Consider the following 17768-nt stretch of genomic DNA (forward strand, 5'->3'; position numbering starts at 1 on the left):
CTGCCTTGCCTTTATACTACCGCGCGATTGTTTATAAACTGCCCAAACGACAACAGATGGGAAATTTCAGGTGAAGTTCGTAAAGTATTTATTAATTCTTGCAGTGTGTTGCATCTTGCTGGGAGCCGGCTCTGTTTATGGTTTGTACAAATATATTGAGCCTCAGCTGCCCGATGTAAACACCCTGAAAGATGTCCGCTTGCAAACCCCAATGCAGGTTTACAGCGCCGATGGTGAACTGATCGCTCAGTATGGCGAAAAACGTCGTATTCCTTTGACGTTACAGCAGATGCCGCCGGAGCTGATCAAAGCGTTTATCGCCACAGAAGATAGCCGTTTTTATGAGCATCACGGTGTCGATCCCATGGGGATCTTCCGTGCCGCCAGCGTGGCGCTGATCTCAGGCCACGCCTCACAGGGTGCCAGTACCATTACTCAGCAACTGGCGCGTAACTTCTTTCTCAGCCCTGAGCGCACGCTGATGCGTAAAATCAAGGAAGCTTTTCTGGCGATTCGCATTGAGCAGCTGCTGACGAAAGATGAAATTCTGGAGCTTTATCTCAACAAAATTTACCTCGGCTACCGTGCTTACGGCGTTGGTGCGGCCGCGCAGGTCTATTTTGGCAAGCCTGTCGACCAGCTTTCGCTGAGTGAAATGGCGATGATTGCAGGTCTGCCTAAAGCGCCTTCGACCTTCAACCCGCTCTACTCGCACAGCCGCGCGCTGGCGCGTCGCAACGTGGTACTGGGGCGCATGCTCGATCAGAACGACATCACGCAACAGCAGTATGACGATGCGCGTAACACCCCGCTGGAAGCCAACTACCATGGCCCGGAAATCGCCTTCTCCGCCCCTTATCTGAGCGAGATGGTGCGTCAGGAGATGGTGAAACGCTACGGTGAAAACGCCTATAACGACGGCTTTAAGGTTTACACCACCGTTTCACGTAAGTTTCAGCAGGCGGCGCAGGACGCCGTGCGTAACAATGTTATCGCTTATGACATGCGCCACGGCTATCGCGGCCCGACCAAAGTGCTGTGGAAAGTGGGCGAACCGGCTCTGGGTAAAACCGAGATTCTGAAAGAGCTGAACACGCTGCCGGTTTACGGCCCGCTCTTCCCGGCGGTAGTGACCAGCGCGAACAGCGATGAAGCCACGGCGATGATGAAGGATGGTAGCAGCGTTTCGCTGACGCTGGCAGGCGTTCGCTGGGCGCGTCCGTTCAAATCCGACACACTGCAGGGCGCCACGCCGAAAAGCGTGACGCAGGTGTTGCAGGCGGGCCAGCAAATTTGGGTGCGCAAAGTTGATAATGACTGGTGGCTGGCGCAGGTGCCGGACGTCAACTCGGCGCTGGTGTCGCTCAACCCGACGGATGGCGCCGTGCGTGCGCTGGTAGGCGGCTTCGATTTCAATCAAAGCATGTTTAACCGCGCGACCCAGGCGCTACGTCAGGTCGGCTCCAATATCAAGCCGTTCCTCTATACCGCCGCCATGGATCGGGGTCTGACGCTGGCCTCTATCCTGAACGACGTGCCGATCTCCCGTTGGGATGCCGGCGCTGGCGCGGACTGGCGTCCGAAAAACTCGCCGCCGACGTATGATGGCCCGATTCGTCTGCGCCAGGGTCTGGGACAATCTAAGAACGTGGTGATGGTACGTGCGATGCGTGCGATGGGCGTTGATTACGCGGCGGAATATCTGCAGCGCTTCGGCTTCCCGGCGCAAAATATCATTCATACTGAATCGCTGGCGTTGGGCGCGGCCTCTTTCACGCCAATGCAGGTGGCGCGCGGTTATGCGGTGATGGCCAACGGTGGCTTCCTGGTCGATCCTTACTTTATTCGTAAGATTGAGAATGAGCAGGGCGAGACCCTGTTTGAAGCTAAGCCGAAAATTGCCTGTCCGCAGTGTAATCTACCGGTGATATATGGCGATACGCAAAAATCTCTTGCGCTGAACGAAGAGAGCGTGGAAAACGTCGCCGTTTCCGGAGAGGGTCAAACTCAGGCGGCTCCGCAGCCTGTGCTTGGACAGGTGGCGCCGCAGCCGCAGCAGGGAGGCGATCAGCAGTACGCCCCGCATGTGATCAATACGCCGCTGGCGTTCCTGATTAAGAGCGCGCTGAACTCTAACGTCTTTGGCGAACCGGGCTGGATGGGCACCGGCTGGCGCGCGTCGCGCGATCTCAAACGCAACGATATCGGCGGCAAAACCGGCACCACCAACAGTTCGAAAGATGCCTGGTTCTCTGGCTATGGCCCGGAGACGGTAACCTCCGTCTGGATCGGCTTCGACGATGCCCGTCGCGATCTGGGTCGCAGCACGGCTTCCGGCGCGATTAAAGATCAGATTTCAGGTTATGAAGGCGGCGCGAAAAGCGCGCAGCCAGCCTGGGATGATTATATGAAGGTTGCGCTGGATGGCGTGCCGGAGCAGCCGCTGACGCCGCCGGACGGTATTGTGACGGTCACTATCGATCGTCGCACCGGCAAACTGGCGAACGGCGCCGGCAATACGCGTCAGGAATATTTCATCAACGGCACGCAGCCAACGGAATACTCCGTGCATGATGTCGGCACCACCATTATGGATACGGGTGGTGAGAGCCACGAGCTGTTTTAACTTTGCTTATTCGCTATGCGGAGAGGTGAAGTGAGATAAGGGATAACGCAACTTGGGCGGCAACAATAACCTGATTGCGTTATCTCTTTTTTTCATCAGATAAAATTCAGTAACTAAGCCTGCCCTGCTTCACCAGCCATTCACGCACCAGGAATAACGCGCTGACGTTACGCGCCTCGCAAAAGTCAGGCTCCTCTAACAGCGCCAGCAGGTTATCCAGCGGCCAGCGACGGACAATCAGCGGCTCCGGCTCATCGCCTTCCAGCTTCTCTTCATAAAGCGCTTCTGCCACAACAATATTCATTTTGCTGGAGAAATAAGAGGGCGCCATGGTGAGTTTTCCCAGCGTTTCCAGTTTTTCCGCACCGAACCCCACTTCCTCTTTCAGCTCGCGTTCCGCCGCTTCGAAAATGCTTTCGCCCGGATCGATCAAGCCTTTCGGGAAGCCAAGCTCATAGTTCTCCAGCCCAACGGCATATTCCTGTATCAGAATCAGCTGATTATCAACGATCGGCACAATCATCACCGCTTCGCGCCCGGAAGGCTTCATGCGTTCATAAACACGTCGCTCGCCATTGCTGAAGGCAAGATCAACGGCTTCGATAGTAAACAAACGGGAGCGAGCCACCGCTTCCACGTTGAGGATGTCAGGTTTTTTTGGGGGATTTTTCATATCAGCCTCAAACTTAGCACAGCCATGTGATGCGATGATGCCCGGAACAGACAGAATACAGAACCGCGAACCATTGTGCGACAGCCAGCCCGTCCTGCCAATCCTGGCACACCTCTGCTTACCGGCGCTAACAACTTATTGTTATGTCTCAGATAAAAAACAGCATGATGTCAATTGGAAGCGGCAAAATTCAGAATAGACCGATATTTAATTGAGTTTTCGACAGGTAACATTTCAGCAAGGCTGGTTATGCTACCTCTAATTAAATGATTTTGTGCGTTATTTTATCTTTCAGCTCGCTTGCCAGGGCTGTTTGTTCCCGCCAAAATTGACCTCAATAAGTGGCGTCATCTGGAGTATGCGGTTAACGTGAAGGCAGTATTTTGGCTGGATTAAGCAAAGCATGAGCACAATACTCATTATCCTTGCGGTCATGCTGGCCTGTTCAATACTGGCGGGCATCGGTTTCTGGTACGCTATGCGGCATCGTCCGCCGTTGGCGAAACCGCTGCCGTTTATCACTCCTCCCCATCGCAAACTCACTGATGAAGAGCGCAGCGCCGTTGAGAAGTATGTCGCCACGTTTGGTAAAAGAAAGCGTCGCGGCAGTATTGCTGTGCCTGGCGAGGCGACCGCCGCCACCTCCGAAAGCCTGACGCTGACCTCGCAGAGCAACAACGTTTATCCGGTTACGCGTGCTATTACCCGCTACGGCCTCTCCACGGACGATCCGCAAAAATGGCGTTATTATCTGGATGCTATCGAAGTGCATCTGCCGCCGCTTTGGGAGCAGTACATCACCGACGAAAACTATGTCGAGCTGATCAAAACCCAGTCAATGCCGTTAGTGATTTCGCTTAATGGCCACTCGCTGGTGAACTATGCGGTTGAGCAGCAGCCGCTGCCGTCGCTGGTGCGCCCGATGTCGACCAACGCCTCGATCCGAAAAGAAGAGAGTGAGAATGTCGAACTGCTGCAGGTGCGTAAAGAGACGCCGGAAGAGTACAGCCTCTCGCGTCCCGACGGCACGCGCGAAGCCCTGACCATCAGCTTCGCCTTCCTGCTGTTTTTTATCAGTCTGCTGGTGCCTGGCCGCTTTATGAGCTGGCTGGCACTGCTGGGCGTCGTCATGATTGCGGTCAGCCTGTGGTTTCTCTATCGCTTTCCGGGGGAGAAAGGGCTGCGCGAGGTACACTGTCTGCGCGGCGCGCCGAAACGCTGGGGGCTGTTTGGCGAATCCAACCAGGGTCAGAACAATATCTCCCTCGGCATTATCGATTTGATCTATCCCGCTCACTGGCAGCCCTATGTGGCCCATGATCTAGGGCAGATCACTGACATTGAGATCTACCTTAATCGTCAGGTGGTGCGCCAGGGCCGTTTTCTTTCGCTGCAGGATGAAGTGCGTAACTTTCCGGTACAGCGCTGGCGCAAAAACGTCGTGCTGGCCTGCGGCTCGCTGCTGGTGCTGGCGCTGCTGGTCAGCTGGATCCCTCTCAGCATGCCGCTGAAGCTGAGCCTTGCCTGGATAAAAGGCACGGAGAGCATCGAGGTAAACGGCGTCGATCGGCTGGCCGCGATGTCATTGAATATTGGCGACAGCCTCAAGGTGAGCGGCACCGGCATGTGTTCGGTGCCGGGCAACTACCAGAGCAACCGCTCCTATGCCTATATGCCGTTTGACTGCTCCGCCATCTACTGGAATAACGCCGCACCCCTGCCGCAGCCGCAGTCCGATATTATCGATAAGGCCTCTGCCCTGCTTGATGCCACCAACAAACAGCTGCATCCGGAAACCAATACCGATCCCAAGCTGAATCCGCAGCTGGCCTCGGCCATCCAGAAGTCAGGCATGATCCTGCTGGATGATTTTTCCGAGCTGGTGCTGAAGACGCAGGATCTCTGCAGCCTGCAGCAAGATTGCGTCCGGCTGAAAAATGCGCTGGTTAACCTGGGCAACGCCAAAGACTGGGATACGCTGGTGCATCGCGCCGATTCCGGTCAGCTCAACGGCATGAACGTGCTGTTGCGTCCGGTCAGCGCAGAAGCGCTGGAAAATTTAGTGAATACCGCCACCTCAACCTTTTTCTCTCGTGAGACGCGACGCGCGGCGGAAAACCTGAACAGTCCGCCGCCCGGCGGGTTTCTGATTATCAGCGATGAAGGACATCAGCTGGTAAACCAGCCTCAGCCAGCGGTTTCACTGTTCGATCTTGACGCCCCGGCGCAGTGGAGCGAGCTGCAGCGTATGTCAGGTATGCTGCTGCACACGCCGTTCGCCGCCAGAGGCATCATCACCAACATCTCTACCGATGCCAACGGCACCCGGCATATTGCGCTGCATAACGAACCTGACGCCATGGCGCTCTGGCGTTATCTTGCCACCTCGCTGCTGTTAGTGGTACTGATCGCCTGCGCGCTGGCGAATGGCCTGCTGGCGCTGCGCCGCATCCACCGTAACCGCCTGCGTATGGCGGATATTCAGCAATATTACGACAAGTGCTTTAATCACCATCTCAGCACTATGCAGAGCGTGCGCTCGTTATTCTGACCCTCAGGCTTCTGTGCTACCCTGTCGCCCTGTTTTTGCCTGGGGGATAAAATGGCCGCTACGCTCAACTGGTCAGAGATTGATACCGTGCTGCTCGACATGGACGGCACCCTGCTGGATCTCGCCTTCGACCGCCATTTCTGGCTGGAACACGTACCCGAATCCCTGAGCCGCGCCCGCGCCATTACGCTGGCGGAGGCTCACCAGCTGATTGCCGAAAAGTATCAGGCCGTAGCCCATACGCTAAACTGGTATTGTCTGGACTATTGGTCGCAGGAACTGGCGTTGGATATTCGCGCCATGACCTGGGAGAAGCGCAGCCGCGCAGCGTTACGCGCCGATACGCTGCCCTTTTTGCAGGCGCTGCGTCGGGCGGGTAAACGCACCATTTTGCTGACCAATGCCCATCCGTATAACCTGGAGGTCAAGCTGGCCGAGACCGGATTAGCGGCACACCTTGATTTATTACTTTCTACCCATACCTTTGGGTATCCGAAAGAAGACCAACGCTTATGGCAGGCGGTGCAGCAGCAGACGGGTTTCGATAACGCGCGCACATTGTTTATCGATGACAGCGAACCAGTGCTGGATGCCGCGCAAAAATGGGGCGTCCGTTGGTGCCTTGGCGTCAGCAATCCCGACTCCGGTCGGCCCGATCAATCCTTCAGCCGCTATCAGGCCGTACGGGATTACCACCAGCTGAGCCATACGCTGACGTAAGTCAGGAGTAGCAATGAAAGAGAAAACCAGCGAAGGCGTACGGCTCGACAAATGGCTCTGGGCCGCGCGCTTCTACAAAACCCGCGCTATCGCGCGTGAAATGATCGAAGGCGGCAAAGTGCATTACAACGGCCAGCGCAGCAAACCCAGCAAGCTGGTGGAGCTGGAGGCGGAACTGACCTTACGCCAGGGCAACGACGAGCGCACGGTGACGATTACCGCCATCAGCGATCAGCGCCGTCCCGCCAGCGAAGCGCAACAGCTCTACAGCGAAACCGCTGCCAGCATTGAAAAACGGGAAAAGATGGCGCTGGCGCGCAAGATGAATGCGCTCACCATGCCGCATCCCGATCGTCGGCCGGACAAAAAAGAGCGCCGCGATCTGATGAAATTCAAAATTTCGGGCGATGAATAACGCTTCGCCTCAACGAGAGAAACCTTATGTCTGTACAAGATCAACTGCATCGTTACCTGTTTGAAAATGCCGCGGTTCGTGGCGAGCTGGTGAATGTGACCCAGACCTGGCGTGACGTGCTGAAAACCCACGACTATCCGGCGCCGGTACAGCAGTTGCTGGGCGAAATGCTGGTCGCCACCAGTTTGTTAACCGCTACCCTGAAGTTTGATGGCGATATTACCGTACAGTTGCAGGGTGACGGTCCGCTTTCGCTGGCGGTAATCAACGGCAACAACCGTCAGGAACTGCGCGGCGTGGCGCGCGTTCAGGGCGACATCGCGCCAGAGAGCAGCCTGAAAAGCATGGTGGGCAACGGCTATCTGGTGATCACCATTGCGCCGGAAAAAGGCGAGCGCTATCAGGGCGTGGTGGGCCTGGAAGGGGAAACCCTGGCCGAGTGTCTGGAAGATTACTTTATGCGCTCCGAACAGCTGCCGACGCGCCTGTTTATTCGCACCAGCGATAAAGGCGCGGCAGGCATTCTGTTGCAGGTGTTGCCAGCGCAGGAAACCAGCAAAGAAGATTTCAACCACCTGGCGACCCTGACGGAAACCGTGAAGGCGGAAGAGCTGATTGAGCTGCCTGCTAACGAAGTGCTGTGGCGTCTGTACCATCAGGAAGAAGCGACTGTATACGATCCGCAGCCGGTGATGTTTAAGTGTACCTGCTCGCGCGAGCGCTGCGGCGAAGTGCTGAAAACCCTGCCGCAGGCAGAGGTGGACGACATTATCGAAGAAGATGGCGAAATCGATATGCACTGCGACTATTGCGGCACCCACTACGTTTACGACGCCGTGGACATCGCGGCGATTCGCAACGCCTCCGTCAGCAGCGGCGACGATCGCCTGCATTAATTCCCTTCGGGCGGCCTCAGTCGCCCTTTTCCTTCTCCGCGCGTATTAACAGATTCAATAGCAATCACGGTTTTTTGCGCTGGCTTTTCTCTCTCATCTGACCGAAATTCCTGCTTAGCGCGCCCAACCTCGCATTTCTGGGGATCACTCTTTTTCCCGCTGGCGGAGAGGTGTACACTGCGCGCGATTGTGCTCATATTCAGGAATAATCAGGAATAATTTTCACGATCGATAAACCTCCATTGCCAGTGCAGTACAGACACCGATTAAAGGAGCAGTCACATGCGCGTTAACGGCCTGACCTCGCCAGACCTTGCCGCTTTGGGCATCACGGAGACCACGGAAGTGGTCTATAACCCCGACTATGAGACCCTGTTTCAGGAAGAAACACGCCCGGAATTACAAGGCTACGAGCGTGGCACCCTGACGCAAAGCGGCGCGATTGCCGTCGATACCGGCATTTTCACCGGTCGATCGCCGAAGGACAAATACATTGTGCGTGATGACACCACGCGCGACACGCTCTGGTGGAACGATCAGGGCAAAGGGAAAAACGACAACCAGCCGTTGTCGCAGGAGACATGGCAGGCATTGAAGCAGTGCGTAACGCAGCAGCTGTCAGGCAAACGTTTGTTTGTGGTGGACGCCTTCTGCGGCGCCAATCCCGATACGCGTCTCAGCGTGCGTTTTGTCACTGAAGTCGCCTGGCAGGCGCACTTCGTGAAAAACATGTTTATCCAGCCGGATGACACTGAGCTGGCCGGTTTTACGCCCGATTTTGTGGTGATGAACGCCGCGAAATGCACTAACCCGAACTGGCAGGCGCAGGGGCTGCATTCCGAAAACTTCGTCGCCTTCAACCTGACGGAACGTATGCAGCTGATTGGCGGCACCTGGTACGGCGGCGAAATGAAGAAGGGACTGTTCGCCATCATGAATTACCTGCTGCCGCTGCGGGGCATCGCCGCGATGCATTGTTCGGCAAACGTCGGCAAGTCCGGCGATGTGGCGGTATTTTTCGGTCTTTCCGGCACCGGCAAAACCACGCTTTCCACCGATCCTGAACGTCAGTTGATTGGCGACGATGAGCACGGCTGGGATGATGACGGCGTCTTTAATTTTGAAGGCGGCTGCTACGCCAAGACCATCAAGCTCTCGGAGCAGGCGGAGCCGGAAATTTATCGCGCCATCCGCCGCAATGCGCTGCTGGAAAACGTGGTGGTGCGCGCCGACGGCAGCGTCGATTATGACGACGCCAGCAAAACCGAAAACACCCGCGTCTCCTACCCGATCGATCATATCGACAACATCGTCAGGCCGGTATCGAAAGCGGGCCACGCCAGAAAAGTGATTTTCCTTACGGCGGATGCTTTTGGCGTACTGCCGCCGGTTTCGCGCTTAACACCGGAGCAGACCCAGTATCATTTCCTCTCCGGCTTTACCGCCAAGCTGGCCGGGACCGAGCGCGGCATTACCGAGCCGACGCCCACCTTCTCCGCCTGTTTCGGCGCCGCCTTCCTGACGCTGCATCCGACGCAGTATGCGGAAGTGCTGGTGAAGCGTATGCAGGCAGCTGGCGCGCAGGCGTATCTGGTGAACACCGGCTGGAACGGCAGCGGCAAACGCATCTCGATTAAAGATACGCGCGCTATTATCAATGCCATTCTGGCGGGTGAGCTGGATGAGGCGGAGGTAGAGACGCTGCCGGTGTTTGGCCTGCAGATCCCGCGCGCGTTGCCGCAGGTGGATGCCGCCATCCTCGATCCGCGCAACAGCTGGGAAAGCGAGGAGAAGTGGCAGACGAAAGCGCGCGAGCTGGCGCAACGCTTTATTGATAACTTCGATAAATACACCGATACCGCCGCCGGCGCGGCGCTGGTGAAAGCGGGGCCTCATCTCTGAAGTGACTCGCTGCGTTAACACCGGCGTGGGTTTCCCGCGCCGGTTGTTTCAGGTTTAGCTCTGCGCGCTGCTAATCAGCGTATGGCTCTGACTGCCCGCTTCGGGTACCGGCAGCCAGGCGCGAATGCGCAGCCCACCACGTTCACTGACGCCAATTTCCAGCGAACCATGATGAGCGTCGATAATACGCTGCACAATCGCCAGCCCTAAGCCGGTGCCGCTGGTGCTGCGCGCGCTGTCGCCACGCACAAACGGCTGGAACAAGTGCTGCAACTGATCCGGCTTGATGCCCGGCCCGTCATCTTCCACCTGGAACCAGGCGCGATGCAGTTCGTGACCGCTGCTGACTTTGATCCAGCCATTGCCGTAACGCGCCGCGTTCACCACCAGATTGGCTACCGCGCGCTTGATGGAGAGCGGGTTGATATCCAGCATCAGCTCTTCCGGCATCACCGCATTCTCGATTTCCCGTTCATAGCCGCTCTCGGCTGCCACCACTTCGCCCAGCACGCCGTTGAGATCGGCGCGCTCGGTCTGCATCTCCTGACCGGTGCGCAGGTAATCGATAAACTGTTCGATGATGGCGTTACACTCTTCGATATCCTTGTTAATCGACTCCGCAAGATAACCATCCTGCTCGCCCATCATCTCGGTCGCGAGACGGATACGCGTCAGCGGCGTACGCAAATCATGGCTGACGCCAGCCATCAGCAGCGTACGATCATCGGCCAACTGCTTCACGCCCGACGCCATCTGGTTAAAGGCGCGCGTAACCGAACGCACTTCCGATGCGCCATATTCACGCAACGGCGGCGGGATAATGCCCTTCCCTACCTGCAGTGCAGCATGTTCCAGATCGACCAGAGGTCGGTTCTGGATACGAATAAACAGCCAGGCGCCGCCGATAGCCAGCAGCATAATCGCCAGCGTATAGCGGAACAGCGGCGAAAAGTCGCCCTGATGGATCTCGGTCAGCGGCACCCGCACCCAGATATCGGGCGACAGCCAGGTTTTCAGCCAGACCACCGGCGAGTTTTTATTCACCTCAACGCGCACATCGGTGGGACCGCCCAGCTGTTGCGCCATCTGCTCGCTGAGAAATTCGTAATGCTGCGCCCAGCGCAACCCGCTCTCTTCCGCCGCCGCGTTGGTATAAAGCGAAATGCCCAGCTCACGGTAGATTTCCCGGCGAAACGCGGGCGGCACTTCCAGCTGCGTGCCATCTTCCAGCTGAAGCCGATCGGTCATCAGCATGCGCACCTCATAGGCGAGCACCTTGTTGAACTGCTGCAGACTGGGAAGAATGGCGAAGTTGAGCACCACCAGATAGGTCGTTACCAGGCTGACAAACAGCAAGGTAACGATCAACAGCAAGGTGCGGGCAAACGAACTGCGGGGCGAGAAGCGCAGTCGCCTCATGCTTTACTGCCGTCCGGTACAAAAACGTAACCCAGGCCCCAAACAGTCTGGATATAGCGCGGATGGGCCGGATCTTCTTCTACCATGCGGCGCAGGCGTGAAATCTGCACATCAATCGAACGCTCCATCGCGCTGTACTCGCGGCCACGCGCCAGGTTCATCAGCTTGTCGCGGGAGAGCGGCTCGCGCGGGTGGCTGACCAGCGCTTTCAGTACCGCGAACTCGCCGCTGGTGAGCGGCATCGGCTCATCTTCGCGGAACATTTCACGCGTGCCGAGGTTCAGCTTGAATTTGCCGAAAGCGATGACCGCCTCTTCCTGCGACGGCGCGCCCGGCAGCTCGTTGGCCTGACGGCGCAGCACCGCGCGAATACGCGCCAGCAGCTCGCGCGGGTTAAAGGGCTTCGGAATATAGTCGTCGGCGCCAATCTCCAGACCCACGATACGGTCTACCTCTTCTCCTTTCGCCGTCACCATAATGATCGGCATCGGGTTGCTCTGGCTGCGCAGACGACGACAGATCGACAGGCCATCTTCGCCCGGCAGCATCAGGTCGAGAACCATCAGGTGAAAAGATTCACGGGTTAACAGACGATCCATCTGCTCGGCGTTGGCGACGCTGCGCACCTGAAAGCCCTGCTCGGTGAGATAACGTTCGAGCAGCGCGCGCAAACGCATATCATCATCGACGACCAGAATTTTGTAGTTCTCTTGCATTTCTAAACTCCCAAAGGCGCCATTGCCTGAGCCAATATTGTTAAAAAAAGATGCTCTATAGTGACAGTCATTAATGGTTTATATTCTAGCCGAAATTGTTACAAAGCATATTAAACAGCAGCTTATCTTCTGTTTTTACCCGGCGCTGCGCTCAGGATCGCAATTCTGAGGTTGCGAACGCCGTTACGTCTTATCTGAAATATAAGCACTTTTTCTGCTATTCGCTGGCGTGATATTCGCACCAGGAAATAATAAACAAACAAATACAACGAGTTACTTTTTCCCGCTGCCTGCATGGCCATCACAGCATAGAACTCCGACCAGAATATCGTTTTATTCACCAATTACGCAGCAGAAAAATTCGTCTGCTGTTTTAATGCCGCGCATCGCCTCTCGGATAATCTCCATCCTGCCGCCTGTTCGATCCGCTAAAAAATAAAGTCTGCGAAATCAGCGGTTAATCATCCCTTCCCCGCTGCGGAAAAATCACGCACACTGCTTTCCATCTGAACATGCTCTCTCTTAAATGATTCACCTGCTTTCTGAACTGAAGTACATGCTACGCGCCTGCCAGTTTCGCCACCGGGGAATAAAGGATTCGGTTTTTACCCTTTTTAAAAACTGGTTCCCCGACTCTTTTTTTGCGCATTGAACTCCGCAGATTAATCCCTTTACACTAACCTGCATCTGAATCTTCTGGCAGCAACAGAATGAAAACCAAACTTATCACCCGTGAAGGCTTTAACCAGCTGAAAGCGGAACTCGACACTCTCTGGCGCGAAGAGCGCCCGGAAGTCACCAAAAAAGTGACCTGGGCCGCCAGCCTGGGCGACCGCAGCGAAAACGCCGACTATCAGTACAACAAAAAGCGCCTGCGCGAGATTGACCGCCGCGTACGCTACCTGACCAAAAGCCTCGAGCAGTTGCGCATTGTTGACTATTCGCCGCAGCAGGATGGCAAAGTTTTCTTTGGCGCCTGGGTGGAAGTTGAGAACGACGCGGGCGAGCTGAAACGCTTTCGCATCGTGGGCTATGACGAGATTTTTGGCCGCAAAGATTATATCTCTATCGACTCGCCGATGGCGCGCGCGCTGCTGAAAAAAGAGGTGGGCGATGCCGCGACGGTAGAGACGCCGGTGGGTCCGGCGCTCTGGTACGTCAATGAGATAACCTACGTCAAATAGTCGTTGAGAATATGGCGCAAAGCTGCCCGCGTCGCTGGCAATTTCACCTTTCAATCCGTATAACTGTCCCCTGTTTCTCAACCCTGTGTAAGCAAGATAGTTACTGATGATGAAAGATCTGAGCCAGATTATTGCAAGTGAGCTTCAGGCGCGGGCAGAGCAAGTTGAAGCCGCCGTGCGCCTGTTGGACGAAGGGAATACCGTGCCTTTTATTGCACGTTATCGTAAAGAGGTGACGGGCGGCCTGGATGATACCCAACTGCGTCAGTTGGAAACCCGCCTGGGCTATCTGCGTGAGCTGGAGGAGCGTCGCCAGTCGATTCTGAAATCGATTGATGAGCAGGGAAAACTGACCAACGATCTCGCCAACGCCATCAACGGCACGCTGAGCAAAACTGAACTCGAAGATCTTTACCTCCCCTACAAACCCAAACGCCGCACCCGTGGACAGATCGCGATTGAAGCGGGGCTGCAACCGCTGGCCGATACGCTGTGGCAGGACCCAGCGCAGGATCCGGAACAGCTCGCCGCCCGCTATATCGACGCGGATAAAGGCGTCGCCGACGCGCGCGCGGCGTTAGACGGCGCGCGTTATATCCTGATGGAGCGCTTTGCCGAGGACGCCACGCTGCTGGCGAAAGTGCGCGAATACCTGTGGAAGAATGCCCATCTGGTTTCCCGCGTGGTGGAAGGCAAAGAGGAGGCGGGCGCAAAATTCCGCGACTATTTCGATCATCACGAACCCCTTTCCAGCGTTCCGTCGCACCGTGCGCTGGCGATGTTTCGCGGCCGCAATGAAGGCGTGCTACAACTCTCGCTGAACGCCGATCCGCAGTACGATGAAGCGCCGCGCGAAAGCTATGGAGAAACCCTGATCGCCGACCACCTCAATCTGCGCCTGAATAACGCCCCTGCCGACGGCTGGCGTAAGGCGGTAGTGAGCTGGACCTGGCGCATCAAGGTGCTGCTGCACCTTGAGACCGAGCTGATGGGCACGGTGCGCGAACGCGCTGAAGATGAAGCGATCAACGTTTTTGCCCGCAATCTGCACGATCTGCTGATGGCGGCACCGGCAGGGATGCGCGCCACCATGGGTCTCGATCCCGGCCTGCGTACCGGCGTGAAGGTGGCGGTTGTGGATGCCACCGGCAAAGTGGTCGCGACCGATACCATCTATCCGCACACCGGCCAGGCGGCAAAAGCCGCTACCGTGGTCGCGGCGCTGTGCAGTAAACATCAGGTGGAACTGGTGGCGATTGGCAACGGCACCGCCTCGCGCGAGACCGAACGTTTCTTCCTTGATGTGCAGAAGCAGTTTCCCCAGGTCAAGGCGCAAAAAGTGATTGTCAGCGAAGCGGGCGCATCGGTCTATTCCGCCTCCGAGCTGGCGGCGCTGGAGTTCCCCGATCTGGATGTTTCACTGCGCGGCGCGGTTTCCATTGCTCGCCGCTTGCAGGATCCGCTGGCGGAGCTGGTGAAAATCGATCCGAAATCGATCGGCGTCGGCCAGTATCAGCATGACGTCAGCCAGAGCCAGCTGGCGAAGAAGCTGGATGCGGTGGTGGAAGATTGCGTGAACGCCGTCGGCGTCGATCTCAATACCGCTTCCGTTGCGCTGCTGACGCGTGTGGCGGGCCTGACGCGCATGATGGCGCAAAACATTGTCAGCTGGCGCGACGAAAATGGCCGTTTTCACAACCGCCAGCAGCTGCTGAAAGTGAGTCGCCTCGGACCCAAAGCTTTTGAGCAGTGCGCGGGCTTCCTGCGTATCAATCATGGCGATAACCCGCTGGACGCCTCCACGGTGCATCCGGAAGCTTATCCTGTGGTGCAGCGTATTCTGGCCGCCACCGAGCAGGCGCTGGATGCGCTGATGGGCAACCCTGCCAGCCTGCGCAATCTGAAAGCGGCGGACTTTACCGACGAACGCTTTGGCCTGCCCACCGTTACCGACATCATGAAAGAGCTGGAAAAACCGGGCCGCGATCCGCGTCCGGAATTCAAAACCGCTCAGTTTGCCGAGGGCGTGGAAACCCTGAACGATCTGCTGCCCGGCATGGTGCTGGAAGGCGCGGTGACCAACGTGACTAACTTCGGCGCCTTTGTGGATATCGGCGTGCATCAGGATGGCCTGGTACACATCTCGTCGCTGTCAGACAAATTTGTTGAAGATGCGCACCAGGTGGTCAAAGCGGGCGATATCGTGAAGGTAAAAGTGCTGGAAGTGGATTTGCAGCGCAAGCGTATCGCCCTGACGATGCGTCTGGATGAACAGCCGGGCGAAACGGCTTCCCGTGGCGGCAACAGCAAAGCTGCCCCACGTGATAACGCGCGTCCTGCCAGCGCCAAAGCGCGTCCGCGCGGCAACAGTCAGCCGGCAGGCAACAGCGCGATGGGCGACGCGCTCGCAGCCGCCTTCGGTAAAAAACGCTAACCTGCCCTGTTCCCCTTTTCCGTCTCGCGGAAAAGGGGACAAATTTGCGATTTTCCACCAGGAAGCTACGCTGAAAAACAGCCTGTATAAAAAATAACTCCTGCCGTGGCCCCCGTTAAATATGGAAATTATCAATGCATTAATCGATAAGATTTACGCTGGTTCCTTTCCTGTGGGCGCACGCGAAAGATTGCTCTCTCATATCCGGGCGGCGCGCGATACGGTAAAGATGCCGCGCAAACCGCACTGGGATGAGAAAGATGTTGTGCTGATCACCTACGCCGATCAATTCCGCGAAAGCGAAGCGCCGACGCTCCAAACCTTTTCACGCTTTTATCAACAGCATCTGCAATCCACCTTTAACCTTGTCCACCTGCTGCCTTTCTTTCCCTATACCTCCGACGACGGTTTTTCAGTGGTGGATTACCATCAGGTCAACCCAATCTGCGGAGAGTGGCAGGATATTGCTGAACTTCACACCCATACGCGGTTGATGTTCGATTTCGTCTGTAATCATATGTCGGCGAAAAGTCCCTGGTTCCGTCATTTTCTGGCGCAGGACCCCGGCTGGGATGATTTCTTTATCAGCATGCCGCCGGCAACCGATCTCAGCGCCGTGACCCGCCCGCGCACCTCCCCGCTGCTCACCCCCTTTACGCTGGCGAACGGCGAGACGCGTTTTATCTGGACTACCTTTAGCGCCGATCAGATCGACCTGAATTTCGCCAACCCGGAAGTGCTGATCAGCATGGTGGACGTGCTGCTGGATTATCTGAAAAAAGGCGCGGACTACGTGCGCCTCGACGCGGTGGGCTATATGTGGAAAACGCCGGGCACCAACTGTATTCATCTGGAGAAAACGCATCAGCTGGTGAAACTGTTTCGCGCCATCGCCAACGTGGTGGCACCCGGTACGGTGATCATTACCGAGACCAACGTGCCGCATAAAGACAATATCAGCTACTTTGGCGACGGCGAGGATGAGGCACAAATGGTGTATCAGTTCTCGCTGCCGCCGCTGGTGCTGCACGCCATCCATTCCGGTTCGGCGCGCGCGCTGCGCCAGTGGGCGTCAAGCCTGGAGCTGAGCGGCAATACCACCACTTTCTTCAATTTTCTCGCTTCCCATGATGGTATCGGACTGAACCCGGCGCGCGGCATTCTCTCGGAGCCGGAGATCAACGCGCTGGTGCGCGATCTGGCGCTGGAAGGGGCGCTGGTTTCTTATAAAAACAACCCGGACGGCACCACCAGCCCGTACGAAATCAACGTTACCTATCTGGATGCGCTGAACAAGCAGGAGGACGATGATGAAACGCGCCTGCGCCGTTTCCTGCTGGCCCATGGCATTTTGCTGGCGTTCCCCGGCGTGCCCGCTATCTACATTCAAAGTATTCTCGGCGCGCGCAATGACCGGGAAGGAGTCAGAGCCGCCGGACATAACCGCGCCATTAACCGCGAGAAATATGCCCTGCGTGAAATTGAACAGGCATTGGCGGGCGAAAACTGGCTGCGCCAGCAAATCTTCAACCGCCTGAGCGCGTTGATTCAGCTACGCACGCGTCAGCCGGCATTTCACCCTGATAACGCCATGACGCTGTTTGACAGCGAAAATGCGTTATTGATCCTCAAGCGCCATCGTCCAGAGAGTCAGGATAGTTTGCTATGCGTATTTAATCTCAGCAGCCGTCAGGTAGAGGCCCATCTGCCCGAAATGGATAAATTTCACGATGTGATTAGTGGCGAGAAAGTAGATGGCACCCAGCCGGTGCAGCTGGATGCCTGGCAGTTTATGTGGCTACGCGGCTGATTATTTATACACTTCCGCCACGCCGCTGAAGCGTCCATGTTCACGCCCGGCGATAATCATGTAATAGCGGCCGCCCTTCTCATCCGCCATCTTCGACAGCTCGCGTTTTGCATCCATAGGCGAGGTGGTTTCCGCCGTGGTGTTCACGGTGCCAATTTTTTGCAAATTCATTTTCTGCACATCTTCTTTCGTCACTTCTTTCGCAGCCAACGCAGAAAAGCAGGCGATGCAGCAGAGTGAAGCAATAACCGTTTTCATGACATTCATACATGTATCCTCATTCATTATTGGTATGCAGGATGCAAGCAGCCGCAAAACACAATCAGGCAGAATGGAACAACATGACTCCCTTCCGGATGCCAGACAGCGGCCCTGCTTACCTGAAAAAGTATTGTCGCATCACACAATTTTTCCAGCGGCCA

At 56.4% G+C, this 17768-nt stretch carries 13 protein-coding genes; 9 read left to right on the forward strand and 4 right to left on the reverse strand.

The annotated features are described in order from the left end of the window. Positions 1-70 precede the first annotated feature (70 nt). Positions 71-2626: a peptidoglycan glycosyltransferase/peptidoglycan DD-transpeptidase MrcA gene (gene mrcA, locus ABU178_RS17020; protein WP_397217066.1), complete on the forward strand. Its 2556-nt coding sequence runs from the start codon at positions 71-73 to the stop codon at positions 2624-2626. Positions 2627-2732: 106 nt separating this feature from the next. Here mrcA and nudE read toward each other — a convergent pair whose 3' ends face one another. Beyond that, positions 2733-3299, reverse strand: coding sequence for an ADP compounds hydrolase NudE (gene nudE, locus ABU178_RS17025; RefSeq protein WP_397217068.1), 567 nt, complete (start codon positions 3297-3299; stop codon positions 2733-2735). A gap of 403 nt (positions 3300-3702) precedes the next feature. Between nudE and ABU178_RS17030 the strand changes: the two genes are divergently transcribed. The 5 genes from ABU178_RS17030 to pckA all read left to right on the forward strand — a co-directional run bounded on the left by ABU178_RS17030 (position 3703) and on the right by pckA (position 9783). Beyond that, positions 3703-5850 (forward strand): intracellular growth attenuator family protein, encoded by a 2148-nt coding sequence (locus tag ABU178_RS17030; RefSeq protein WP_397217070.1) that lies wholly within the window; start codon positions 3703-3705, stop codon positions 5848-5850. A gap of 51 nt (positions 5851-5901) precedes the next feature. Continuing rightward, the gene (yrfG, locus tag ABU178_RS17035; RefSeq protein ID WP_397217072.1) at positions 5902-6570 is read left to right on the forward strand and encodes a GMP/IMP nucleotidase; all 669 of its coding nucleotides are present in this window, start codon (positions 5902-5904) and stop codon (positions 6568-6570) included. Between the two features lie 13 nt (positions 6571-6583). Beyond that, positions 6584-6985, forward strand: coding sequence for a ribosome-associated heat shock protein Hsp15 (gene hslR, locus ABU178_RS17040; protein WP_397217074.1), 402 nt, complete (start codon positions 6584-6586; stop codon positions 6983-6985). Between the two features lie 26 nt (positions 6986-7011). Then, positions 7012-7881, forward strand: a complete 870-nt coding sequence (gene hslO / locus ABU178_RS17045; protein ID WP_397217076.1) for an Hsp33 family molecular chaperone HslO — start codon at positions 7012-7014, stop codon at positions 7879-7881. A gap of 282 nt (positions 7882-8163) precedes the next feature. Continuing rightward, positions 8164-9783 carry a phosphoenolpyruvate carboxykinase (ATP) gene (gene pckA / locus ABU178_RS17050; RefSeq protein ID WP_397217078.1) on the forward strand — a complete coding sequence of 540 codons (1620 nt, stop codon included), beginning with the start codon at positions 8164-8166 and terminating at the stop codon, positions 9781-9783. Positions 9784-9837: 54 nt separating this feature from the next. Here pckA and envZ read toward each other — a convergent pair whose 3' ends face one another. Both envZ and ompR read right to left on the reverse strand, forming a co-directional pair. Continuing rightward, positions 9838-11202: a two-component system sensor histidine kinase EnvZ gene (gene envZ / locus ABU178_RS17055; protein ID WP_397217080.1), complete on the reverse strand. Its 1365-nt coding sequence runs from the start codon at positions 11200-11202 to the stop codon at positions 9838-9840. After that, positions 11199-11918, reverse strand: coding sequence for an osmolarity response regulator transcription factor OmpR (gene ompR, locus ABU178_RS17060; protein WP_001157751.1), 720 nt, complete (start codon positions 11916-11918; stop codon positions 11199-11201). The genes envZ and ompR overlap by 4 nt, the downstream gene beginning before the upstream one ends. A 710-nt stretch (positions 11919-12628) precedes the next feature. On the opposite strand from ompR, the gene greB reads away from it, so the two are divergent. From greB to ABU178_RS17075, 3 genes are all read left to right on the forward strand, one after another. Continuing rightward, positions 12629-13102 (forward strand): transcription elongation factor GreB, encoded by a 474-nt coding sequence (gene greB / locus ABU178_RS17065; RefSeq protein ID WP_397217108.1) that lies wholly within the window; start codon positions 12629-12631, stop codon positions 13100-13102. Between the two features lie 106 nt (positions 13103-13208). Continuing rightward, the gene (locus ABU178_RS17070; RefSeq protein ID WP_397217110.1) at positions 13209-15536 is read left to right on the forward strand and encodes a Tex family protein; all 2328 of its coding nucleotides are present in this window, start codon (positions 13209-13211) and stop codon (positions 15534-15536) included. Positions 15537-15657: 121 nt separating this feature from the next. Next, positions 15658-17346, forward strand: coding sequence for an alpha-amylase family glycosyl hydrolase (locus ABU178_RS17075; RefSeq protein WP_397217112.1), 1689 nt, complete (start codon positions 15658-15660; stop codon positions 17344-17346). On the opposite strand, the gene ABU178_RS17080 is transcribed toward ABU178_RS17075, so the two are convergent. Beyond that, complete coding sequence (locus ABU178_RS17080; RefSeq protein WP_397217114.1) at positions 17347-17613, reverse strand: YdgH/BhsA/McbA-like domain containing protein; 267 nt, start codon at positions 17611-17613, stop codon at positions 17347-17349. It abuts the gene before it with no gap. Positions 17614-17768: the final 155 nt, after the last annotated feature.

The sequence above is a fragment of the Pantoea osteomyelitidis genome (genome assembly GCF_044342975.1).
Taxonomy (GTDB): Bacteria; Pseudomonadota; Gammaproteobacteria; order Enterobacterales; family Enterobacteriaceae; genus Pantoea; species Pantoea osteomyelitidis.